9 protein-coding genes and 1 pseudogene are annotated in these 10184 nt (G+C 64.7%); 8 read left to right on the top strand and 2 right to left on the bottom strand.

Going from position 1 to position 10184, the window contains the following annotated elements; translation table 11 throughout:
- From Q0L57_RS30495 to Q0L57_RS30460, 7 genes and pseudogenes are all read left to right on the top strand, one after another.
- Positions 1-248 (top strand): annotated as a pseudogene (locus tag Q0L57_RS30495) (nicotinate phosphoribosyltransferase); the annotation flags it as partial.
- Between the two features lie 191 nt (positions 249-439).
- On the top strand, positions 440-1879 hold the full coding sequence (locus Q0L57_RS30485; protein WP_296746803.1) for a hypothetical protein: 1440 nt from the start codon (positions 440-442) through the stop codon (positions 1877-1879).
- Between the two features lie 152 nt (positions 1880-2031).
- A complete protein-coding gene (locus Q0L57_RS30480) occupies positions 2032-3336 on the top strand; it encodes an ABC transporter substrate-binding protein (protein ID WP_296746802.1) in 1305 nt (434 codons plus the stop codon).
- A 214-nt stretch (positions 3337-3550) separates the two neighbouring features.
- Positions 3551-4432 carry a branched-chain amino acid ABC transporter permease gene (locus Q0L57_RS30475; RefSeq protein WP_296746801.1) on the top strand — a complete coding sequence of 294 codons (882 nt, stop codon included), beginning with the start codon at positions 3551-3553 and terminating at the stop codon, positions 4430-4432.
- Positions 4429-5391: a branched-chain amino acid ABC transporter permease gene (locus tag Q0L57_RS30470; RefSeq protein WP_296746800.1), complete on the top strand. Its 963-nt coding sequence runs from the start codon at positions 4429-4431 to the stop codon at positions 5389-5391. The genes Q0L57_RS30475 and Q0L57_RS30470 overlap by 4 nt, the downstream gene beginning before the upstream one ends.
- Complete coding sequence (locus Q0L57_RS30465) at positions 5388-6116, top strand: ABC transporter ATP-binding protein (protein WP_296746799.1); 729 nt, start codon at positions 5388-5390, stop codon at positions 6114-6116. Before Q0L57_RS30470 ends, Q0L57_RS30465 begins: the two co-directional genes overlap by 4 nt.
- A complete protein-coding gene (locus tag Q0L57_RS30460) occupies positions 6109-6822 on the top strand; it encodes an ABC transporter ATP-binding protein (RefSeq protein WP_296746798.1) in 714 nt (237 codons plus the stop codon). Before Q0L57_RS30465 ends, Q0L57_RS30460 begins: the two co-directional genes overlap by 8 nt.
- On the opposite strand, the gene Q0L57_RS30455 is transcribed toward Q0L57_RS30460, so the two are convergent.
- Positions 6819-8228 carry a sodium:proton antiporter gene (locus Q0L57_RS30455; RefSeq protein ID WP_296746804.1) on the bottom strand — a complete coding sequence of 470 codons (1410 nt, stop codon included), beginning with the start codon at positions 8226-8228 and terminating at the stop codon, positions 6819-6821. The genes Q0L57_RS30460 and Q0L57_RS30455 overlap by 4 nt on opposite strands.
- A gap of 46 nt (positions 8229-8274) precedes the next feature.
- Positions 8275-8889 carry a bifunctional nicotinamidase/pyrazinamidase gene (gene pncA, locus Q0L57_RS30450; RefSeq protein WP_296746797.1) on the bottom strand — a complete coding sequence of 205 codons (615 nt, stop codon included), beginning with the start codon at positions 8887-8889 and terminating at the stop codon, positions 8275-8277.
- A 284-nt stretch (positions 8890-9173) separates the two neighbouring features.
- On the opposite strand from pncA, the gene Q0L57_RS30445 reads away from it, so the two are divergent.
- Positions 9174-10031, top strand: a complete 858-nt coding sequence (locus tag Q0L57_RS30445) for a xanthine dehydrogenase family protein subunit M (RefSeq protein ID WP_296746796.1) — start codon at positions 9174-9176, stop codon at positions 10029-10031.
- Positions 10032-10184: the final 153 nt, after the last annotated feature.

Raw genomic sequence — 10184 nt, 5'->3', positions numbered from 1 at the left:
GCGGCAAGGTGCGCATGTCCTTCGGCTGGGGCACCAACCTCACCAACGATTTCGAGGGCTGCGCGCCGATCGAAACCAACAGCCTCGACGCCATCTCGCTGGTCTGCAAGGTCACCGAGGCCAACGGACGCCCGGCGGTGAAGCTGTCGGACAACCCGGCCAAGGCGACCGGGGATGAGAAGGAGATCAAGAGGTATCTGAGGATCTTCGGCGAGAAGGGACGGGTGGAGCAACTGGTTAAGGTGTGAGGCGGTGCTTTCGGCGTCGCCGTAAGGGGCCGTAGTTGGATAGGCTGAGTTCTGTCGCACCCCCCTCTGTCCTGCCGGACATCTCCCCCTCAAGGGGGGAGATTGGCAGTTTAACCGTCGGCGCCATTCTTTCGACGTTGGAGATTAGCGAAAGCGGGAATGAGAGCCCAATCTCCCCCCTTGAGGGGGAGATGTCCGGCAGGACAGAGGGGGGTGCCGTGGAACGCCAACCTTGGAGGCTGGCCTTTCTCGCATCTGCCTTAGTAGCTCTACCCACCTCCGCCTTCGCGCACGCCTCCGATCGTGGCCACGTCCTGCTTCTCCCGACCGGCTATTACATCGCCGGCGGCGCGCTGGCGGTCGCCGTCAGCTTCCTCGTCTTGGCATTGCTGCCGCCTGCCGCCCTCGACCGCTTCTGGCGCCGGCGCCTGTCCATGCTCGCCTTTGGCGACGGCCCGCGAGCCATCATCAGTTCGCTGTCCTTTGCCGGCTTTGCACTTCTGGTAGCGGCCGGTACCTTCGGCAGCCGCGATCCACTGTCCAATCCGCTCCCATTGGTCATCTGGACGCTGCTCTGGGCGGGCTTCACGCTGTTGCAGGGCGTGTTCGGCGATCTCTGGTCCTGGCTCAACCCATGGTATGGACCGTGGCGGATTGCCGTTCGCGCCTTTGGCGTTCGAGATGACGAAACCCAGCCATCACGCCTCCCGTCATGGCTGGGCTTCTGGCCGGCCTTCGTACTTTTCTTCGCCTTCGCCTGGTTCGAGCTGATCGATCCGGCGCCCGACGATCCTTCTCGCCTCGCCTTCGCGGCCGGCCTCTATTGGTTCTTCAGTTTCATCGCCATGCTCGTCTTCGGTTACGGCGACTGGAGCAAGCGCGGCGAATTCCTGTCGGTCTTCTTCTCCATGGTCGCCCGCTTTGCGCCGTTTGAGCATCGGGACGACCGGCTCAACCTTTGCTGGCCGAGCGCAAAGCTGCTGGCCGCTGAGCCGCTGCCGCCAAGCGGCGTCGCTTTCCTGCTGCTGGCGCTGTCTTCGGTATCCTTCGACGGCCTGTCGAAGACCTTCTTCTGGCTCGGCCTGTTCGGCATCAATCCGGTGGAATATCCCGGCCGCACCGCGCTGATCGGCATCGGCAGCTTCGGCCTCGTGCTCACCTTCATGCTGCTCGCGACGGTGTTCGCGCTGGCCGTCTTTTTCGGCCAGCGCCTTGTGGGCGACGACCATCCATTCAGGGAGGCAAGCGGCCTGCTGGTCTGGTCGATCGTGCCGATCGCGCTCGCCTACCACATTGCCCACTACATCACCGCGCTGCTGGTCGACGGCCAGTATGCGTTGGTCGCCTTGTCAGACCCGTTCGCGCTCGGCTGGAACCTGTTCGGCTCCGCCGACATGATGGTGGAAGCGGGCGTCGTAGCCGGTGCCCAGTCGGCCTGGTGGTTGTGGAACATCCAGGCCGGCGTCATCATCGCCGGGCACGTGCTGGCGGTTCTCGTCGCTCACGGCATCGCCTGGCGCCTCCACCGGCAACCGTCGCGGGCCGCGCTCAGTCAGGTCCCGCTCACGCTTCTGATGGTTGCTTACACGATATTCGGCCTATGGTTGCTTGCAACGCCGACCGCCGGGTGAGACAAGGGCGCCCTCAGTTCCGTTGGGGAAGCTCGCTTGCCAGGCCGGGGCTTTGGTGATTTAGTTTGTACACATGCAATTTTCCCGTCCTCCGCGCGAGGATGGTTTAGCCGCCTTATCGCTGGTCGAAACTAAAAAACAGGGGAACGGACATGGCTGACAAGAACGGATTTTTCGACCTCTCCAAGACGACGCTTTCGCGCCGCACCGCGCTGAAGGGCATCGCGGCCGGCACGGGCCTTGCGCTGGCACCAGGCTTTGTCCGCTACAGCCAAGCGCAGAGCTCGGCGCCGGTCAAGATCGGCTTCCAGTCGCATCGCACCGGCATCGGCGCCGCCTATGGCCGCTGGTACGAAAAGACGAGCGCCGCCGCGGTCAAGGCGATCAACGATGCCGGCGGCATCAACGGCCGCAAGGTCGAACTCGTCATCGAGGACGACGGCACCGATCCGGCGCGCGGCGCCGAGGTGGTCAATAAGTTCGCCAAGCAGCACAAGACCGACATCGTCTTCGGCACGCTGTTCTCCCATGTGGTGATCGGCTCGGCGCCGGCCGCTGGCGAAAACAAGATTCCGTATTTCGTCGTCAGCGAAGGTCACCACGTCGCTTCCACCAAGCTCAACCGCTACGTCTTCCAGCCGGGCATCACCGACGTGAAGAGCCAGATCCAGTCGATGGCGCCATGGATCGCCGCCAATGCCGGCAAGAAGGTGACGCAGATATTCCCCGACTTCGCCTTCGGCTACGACCACCGCGACTACCTGCCGCCGGCGCTGAAGGCGCAGGGCGCCGACGTCATCGCGCAGATCGCCATCCCGCCGACGGAATCGTCCTTCACCAAATACTTCCCGCAGATCCCGGCCGAGACGGAAGTCATCTACCACGTCATGGTCGGGCCGGCCGTGCTCACCTTCGTCAAGGAACTGGGCGAATTCTACGGCTCGCAGAGGCCGCAGCTCTTCGGCTTCATCGACTCGCTCGAGGCTGTCGACATCAACAGCCCCGGCCTCGAATTCCTCGACGGCAGCCACTTCTGGGAAGGCTCGCCGCGCTATGCGCAGCCCGATGACACGGCCGCGCAGAAGGCTTATCGCGCCGCTGTCGGCATCGACGACAATGGCGCCGCCGTCGGCGATGCCAAGGACGTCTCCACGGCGGCTCACATGTTCGGCTGCTGGGAGACGCTCTACGTCGTCAAGAAGGCGATGGAGGACGCCGGCTACAAGGGACCGGAAGACCGCGCCAAGCTGGTCGAGGCGACCGAGGCGCTGAAGGAGTTCGCCGAGGGACCCGAGCATCCCCAGGGGGCCAAGACCTTCAACGGCAAGATCCACCAGTGCTTCGGCATCCAGAACATCTCCAAGGTCGAAGGCGGCAAGCTGAAGGTCGTGCACAAGACCAAGATCGAGGACGGCCTCTACCAGCCGGAAGGGGATTACACGACGCAGGCGCTATAGGACCATTCTGGTAAGCGTGGGCGCCAAGCCACCCCCCTCTGTCCTGCCGGACATCTCCCCCTCAAGGGGGGAGATTGGCAGTTTCTGCGTTGGCGCCTTTTTGCCGGCTTTGGTGGTTGGCGAAACCCGACGTGAAGGTCAATCTCCCCCCTTGAGGGGGAGATGCCCGGCAGGGCAGAGGGGGGTGCCTCGCGCATCCCTCGGTGCCTAGCCCATGCACTTCGGACCTCATCTCCTGCTTGCCGCCCTCGAAGGCCTCGTCACCTCCGCCGTGCTGGCGCTGACGGCGCTTGGCCTGTCGTTGGTGTTCGGCGTCATGCGCGTCGTCAACGTCGCCCATGGCGAGTTCTTCATGCTCGGCGCAGTGCTCGCCTGGGCGGTCTCGACGGCGATTTCAGGGCACCCGGCCATCGGATTCCTGGCAGCCCTGGTGATTGCCCCTCTGCTGGTCGGGCTAATCGCGCTGCTCGCCGAACGCCTGGTGCTGCGCCGGCTGAACTACAACCCGGAAGGCACCATCGTCGCCACCATCGGGATGCTCTACATCATCCAGCAACTGGCGCTGACTTTTTACGGCCCCGAGGCGCGCCCCGTCGATCCGCCTTTCAGCTACCGCATCCTTTTGCCGTGGTTCGGCTACTCCGGCTACAAGCTGTCGGTCGTTGCCGCCTCCGCTGTTCTGCTCATCGTCACGTGGCTGGTGCTCACCCGCACCAGGATCGGCCTGATCATGCGCGCCACGCAGTATGACCGTGAGACCGCGCAAGCCTTCGGCATCCCGGTCGAGCGGGTCTATGCCGGTGTCTTCGCCATCGGCGCCATGCTGGCGGCTATCGCCGCGGTGCTGATCGTGCCCATCAGCCAGGCGCATTATCTGATGGGGCAGGATCCGCTGCTGCTGTCTTTCATCGTCGTCATCATCGGCGGTCTGGGGTCGTTGCGCGGCACGGTGGTCGCCGCCATCCTGATCGGTCTCTCCGACGGCATCATCTCGGTCTTCTTCTCCCCAACCCTGGCCAAGATCATCGCGACTTTGCTGGTCGCGATGGTGCTGGTGTTCCGGCCACAGGGCCTGTTCGGGACAACGCCGCGATGAAGGTTGCTTCGCCGGCGAAGACCTACGCCTTGCATATCGGCGTCATCGCGCTTCTGTTCCTGCTGAACTTCGTCCTGCCCGATTATCACCAGGGCCTCTTCGCCCGCATCATGGTGCTGGCCGTCTTCGCCATGGGCTACAATCTGCTTTTCGGCTATGTCGGGCTGCTCAGCCTCGGGCATGCCATGTTCTTCTCTGCCGGCCTCTATGGCGCCGGGCTCACCGTCTACCATCTTGGCTGGAGCGTGCCGGAAGCCTTTGCGGCCGGCGTCGCCTGCGGCGCGTTGCTTGGGCTTGTCATCGGCTTGCTCGCGCTGCGCACCTCCGGCGTCGCCTTCATGATCGTCACCATGATGTTCGCCCAGGTTTTCTATCTGCTGATTCTCTATTTCGCAGCCTGGACCGGCGGGGATCAGGGCCTGGTCATCCAGCAGTCGGCGCGCACCCTCGATCTCGGCGGCGCCGCGCTCGACCTCACCAATTCGACCGTACGCTACATGAGCGCGCTGGCGCTGTTTTCCGTGGTTCTGATCGTCACCTTGGCGCTGGTCCGCTCGCGGTTCGGCCGCGTGTTGGTCGCCATCCGCGAGAACGAGGAGCGCACGAAGATGCTGGGCTACGATACCGTCGCCAACAAGCTTGCCGCTGTCGCTGTCTCCGGCGCGATCTGCGCGGCTTCGGGCGCTGGCTACGCGCTGCTGTTCGGTTATGTCGGCTCGAACTTCGCGTCCGTGCAGTACTCGATCCTGCCGCTGCTCTGGGTGCTTCTCGGCGGCGCCGCGACAGCGCTCGGGCCGCTCGTCGGAACGCTGTTCATGTACTATGTCACCGACATCGCCAGCGGCTTCACCTCGGCCTATCTGCTGATCGTCGGCGTTGCGCTGATCCTGCTGGTGCTGTTTGCCCCGAAGGGCATCCTGGGCAGCATCCGCGAACGCTGGCTGGGGTGGCTGCCGTGATGCCGCTGCTCACCACCAGGGGCCTGTCGCGCCATTTCGGCGGGCTGCGCGCCGTCGACGGCGTCGACTTCGCGCTGATGCCGGGCGAAATCCGCGCCATCATCGGCCCCAACGGCGCCGGCAAGACAACCTTCGTCAGCCTGCTCAGCGGCCGCATCCGGCCATCCTCCGGCATGATCGTCTTCGACGGCGCCGACATCACCACAATGCCGGCCTATCGACGGGTTCGCCTCGGCGTCGCCTACACCTTCCAGATCACCAGCGTCTTTGCCAACCTCACCGCCTTCGACAATGTCGCGCTGCCGGTGCAGCGCACGCTGACCGACGGCCGCTCGAAAGGTCAGGTGAGGAGCGGCGTCATGGCGGCGCTCGAGCGCACCGGCCTTGCCGATCGCGCCGGCACATTGGCCGGGCAGCTGTCCTATGGCCACCAGCGCCTGCTCGAGGTGGCGATGGGACTGGCGCTCAAGCCGCGCCTCCTGATCCTCGACGAGCCGACGCAGGGCCTTGCCGACAGCGAGATCGACAATTTCATTGCCGTGGTGCGCGAGATCGCCAGGGACGCAACGGTGCTTTTGATCGAGCACAACATGCCCGTCGTCATGCAACTTGCCGACCGCATCACCGTCTTCAGTTCGGGAAAGATCCTCGCCGAAGGTACGCCGGATCAGATCCGCGCCAATACGGAGGTCCAGGATGCCTATCTCGGGGCGACCCATGGCTGATACAGGGTTGCTCGCCATTTCCGGGCTCAACTGTTTCTATGGCGAGGTCCAGGTCCTCTACGGTCTCGATCTCATTCTGAACAAGGGCGAGGTGCTTTGCCTGTTCGGCCGCAATGGCGCCGGCAAGACGACGACGCTGAAGGCGATCATGGGCCTGGTGCCGGCCTCCGCCGGTTCGATCAGGTTGGACGGGAACGAGCTGGTTGGGCTTGCCGCGCACGACGTGCCGAAGGCCGGCGTCGCCTATGTGCCGCAGGGCCGGCGGCTGTTCGCCGAGATGACGGTGTCAGAAAACATCGAAATCGGCCTGATGGCGCGCGGCAAGGGCAGGCAGGTGCGGGAAAATGTGCTGGACCTTTTCCCGCTGCTGCGCGAGCGGTTGAAGCAGCGTTCCGGCACGCTATCCGGCGGCGAGCAGCAGATGCTCGCCATGGCCCGCGCGCTCTGCCTGGAGCCGCAGGTGTTGTTGCTCGACGAGCCGACCGAAGGGCTGATGCCGTCGATGATCGCCAGGATCCGTGAAACGGTGGCGAAGCTGCGCGAGCTCGGCGTCTCGACGATCCTGGTCGAGCAGCGCGTCGACGCCGTGCTCTCGGTCGCCGACCGCGTCTGCTTCATCGAGAACGGCCGCAACCGCGAGACGGTCGACGTCGAGGAATTGCGCGCCGATCCGTCAGCTGTCCGTCGTTATGTCGGCGTCGGCTAAAAGAACAGGAAGCCGGCAATCAGGAATGTCGGGACCAGCACCAGGCCCGACCAGGCCATGTAGCCGAAGAAGCCCGGCATCTTGAAACCGCGATGCCTGGCGATGGCATAGACCATGAAATTCGGTGCGTTGCCGATATAGGTGTTGGCGCCCATGAACACGGCGCCAGCCGAGATGGCCGCGAGCGTCGAGGCGGCTTCCGTCATCAGATGATGGGCGTCGCCGCCGGCCAGCTCGAAAAACACCAGATAGGTCGGCGCGTTGTCGAGGAAGGATGACAGCGCCCCGGTGAGCCAGAAATAGGCAAGATCGTTGGGCTGGCCATTGGCCGAGGTGACCAGCGAGACCAGCGGCGCCAGCGCGCCGCCAAGGCCTGCCTTGAGAATGCCGATGACCGGCACGATGCAGATGAAAATGCAGGCAAAGAGCTTCGCCACCTCGGCGATCGGCCCCCATCTGAAGCCGTTCGCTTCCCTGTGGCTCTTGTACGAGACGCGAAGGGACAGCAAGGCCAGCCCCAGGATGATGGCGTCGCGCGCGAGGTTCTGCAGTTCGAGGCCGACGCCGAAGACCGGAATGCTGATGCCCGGTTTCCAGCTGGCGGAAAGCAGGATCGCTCCGATCACGCCGGCAAGCAGCGGCAGGTTCGCCAGGCCGCGGATGCGGACCTTGGAATCGGGCGTAGGGTCCTTGATCTTGGGCGCGCCGGCCTCGCGGCGGTGCAGGACAATGTCGAGCGCCAGGAAGACGACAAGCACCAGCCCGCCGGTAAACAGCGTCTCGCGCCAGAGGTTCGTGGTCGTCCAGAAGAAATCGACGCCGCCCAGGAAGCCGACGAACAGCGGCGGGTCGCCGAGCGGGGTCAGCGAGCCGCCGATGTTTGACACCAGGAAGATGAAGAAGACCACCACATGCGCGTTGAACGGCCGGTTGTCGTTGGCGCGCAGGATTGGCCGGATGAGGATCATGGAGGCGCCCGTGGTGCCGATGACCGAGGCAAGAAGCGCACCGACGAGCAGCAGGCCGGCATTGACCAGCGGCGTGCCATGGATGTTGCCGGCGACGAGGATGCCGCCGGAAATGGTGAACAGCGCGAACAGCAGGACGATGAAGGAGAGATACTCGGTGAGCAGCGTGTGCAGCACGGCTTCGCCGGCTGTCGGAACACCGAAGACGATAGCCAATGGAACCACCGCCAACGCCGCCCATGCGGCGGCGATCTTGCCGTAGTGATGTTCCCACAGATGCGGGAAGAGCAGCGGGCCGGTGGCGATCGACAGCAACAAGCCGGCAAAGGGCAGCGCCCACCACAGCGACATCGCCGCGCCCGGCAGTTCATGGACCTCCCCGGCGAGAGCCGGTTGCGTGAATGCGAGCAAGGCCACGGCAACGACAGCCGTTTCCAACCGCTTCAGCGGCCCTGAAAAACCCCCTGGATGCCTCACAGGCAGGTCATTCCGACGAATGATCTTCGAGCGTCACGCCGGCTTCCCGCATGCGCTTCAGCATCGCCTCGACGGAGCCGTTGAGGTCGATGCCGCGGCAGGCATCGAGCCGCACCGTCGTCCTGAAACCCTGCTTTGCCGCATCCAGCGCTGAAAAGGCGACGCAGAAATCGGTGGCCAGCCCTGCCAGGGTGATCGTGTCGATGCCGCGCTCCTTGAGATAACCGGCAAGGCCGGTCGGCGTCGTATGGTCGTTCTCGAAGAAGGCCGAGTAGGAGTCTATCGCCGTGCGGAAACCCTTGCGGATGACCAGTTCCGCCTTGGTCCAGGCGAGCCCCGAATGGAAATCCGAGCCGAGGCTGCCCTGGATACAATGGTCCGACCACAAGGTCTGCGGCCCGTAAGGCATATCGATCGTCTCGAAGGGTTGCTTGCCAGGATGGCTCGAAGCGAAGCTCGAGTGTCCGGCCGGGTGCCAGTCCTGCGTGAGGATCACATGTTCCGACCGCCGGATCAGGTCGTTGACCAGAGGCACGATCTCGTCGCCGCCGGCAACGGCTAGCGCGCCGCCGGGGCAAAAATCGTTCTGCAGGTCGATGACGATGAGTGCTTCTTCGGCCATGCGGCCTCCCTCTCGTTTCGGCTTGGGCTCCAGTCCGAGCGCCGCTGGCGCGACCGGACACGGAACCTTGACCAGATGGCCCGCCACGTCAACCTCTGGGACCATGACAATGTAGGTGGGCCCTGTCGGGCCTGCTGCTCGGGGCAAACTCCGGCTTTGACAATTTCCGCCGGCTTGATATCATTTGCATACGAATGAATTTGGCCGGTCGGCACCGGCAAAAAAGCCTGGAGCTGACGCTTCGGGAGGGCCAGGGGAAGGCCCAATTGTCTGGAAGGCAGGGCGTGATCCGTTACGCGAAACCCACCACGGTCGACGAGGCGCTCGCTTTGCTTGGCGAGGATCGCTGGCGTATTCTCGCCGGCGGCACGGATTTCTATCCGGCGCAGGGCGTGAAACCATTCCGCGCCAATATCCTCGACATCAATGGTCTGGCTGCCCTGCGCGGAATCGACGAAACGGACGGGCACTGGCGGATCGGCGCCCGCGCCACCTGGACCGACATCGTGCGCCATCCATTGCCAGTGGCCTTCGACGCACTGAAGGCGGCGGCGCGCGAAGTCGGCTCCGTCCAGATCCAGAACGTCGCCTCGGTCGCCGGCAATCTCTGCAACGCCTCGCCCGCGGCCGACGGCGTGCCGGCGCTGCTGGTGCTCGATGCCGATGTCGAATTGCGGTCAGTGAAGGCGACCCGTCATCTGCCGCTCGGCGATTTCATCCTCGGCAACCGCCGTACGGCGCTGCAATCGGGCGAGATGGTCACTGCCATCCGTATCCCGAAGCGTTCCGCGGTCGGCGCGTCGACCTTCGTAAAGCTCGGCGCCCGGCGCTATCTCGTCATCTCCGTAGCCATGGCCGCCGCCCGCCTCGTGATCGAGGATGGCGTGGTTGCCGAAGCGGCAATCGCCGTCGGCGCCTGTTCGGCGGTAGCTCGCCGCCTGGCCGGTGTCGAGGCCGCGCTGCGCGGTCAACCGTTCGCGGTGGCGCTCGGCGATGCGGTGCTGTCCGCCCCGATCGAGGAACTGTCGCCGATCGCCGATGTGCGCGGCAGCGCCGAATACCGGCAGGATGCGGCGCGCGAGATCGTTGCGCGCGCCGTGCGCGCCGCTATCGGCCTGGGCGAAAGCAAGGTGGCGGTATGAGCATGGCCCGGACTGGCATGGAACGCGCCGATATCGCCTTCGAGGTCAACGGCGCGGCCGTCGCGGTCTCGGTGCCGCCCGTGCGACGGCTGTCGCAGGTTTTGCGTGACGAGTTGCGGCTGACCGGCACCAAGGTCGGCTGCGATGCCGGCG

The sequence above is a fragment of the Mesorhizobium sp. genome, assembly GCF_024509055.1.
Lineage (GTDB): Bacteria > Pseudomonadota > Alphaproteobacteria > Rhizobiales > Rhizobiaceae > Mesorhizobium.
The sequence above is the reverse complement of the archived record's forward strand: the minus strand, read 5'-3'. Positions and strand labels throughout refer to the sequence as shown.

Bases quoted from the DNA above. Each gene is read 5' to 3' on its own strand.
- Q0L57_RS30460 (WP_296746798.1), top strand. From the start codon at position 6,109: ATGGCTGATACAGGGTTGCTCGCCATTTCCGGGCTCAACTGTTTCTAT.
- Q0L57_RS30475 (WP_296746801.1), top strand. From the start codon at position 3,551: ATGCACTTCGGACCTCATCTCCTGCTTGCCGCCCTCGAAGGCCTCGTC.
- pncA (WP_296746797.1), bottom strand. From the start codon at position 8,889: ATGGCCGAAGAAGCACTCATCGTCATCGACCTGCAGAACGATTTTTGC.
- Q0L57_RS30470 (WP_296746800.1), top strand. From the start codon at position 4,429: ATGAAGGTTGCTTCGCCGGCGAAGACCTACGCCTTGCATATCGGCGTC.
- Q0L57_RS30485 (WP_296746803.1), top strand. From the start codon at position 440: ATGTCCGGCAGGACAGAGGGGGGTGCCGTGGAACGCCAACCTTGGAGG.
- Q0L57_RS30480 (WP_296746802.1), top strand. From the start codon at position 2,032: ATGGCTGACAAGAACGGATTTTTCGACCTCTCCAAGACGACGCTTTCG.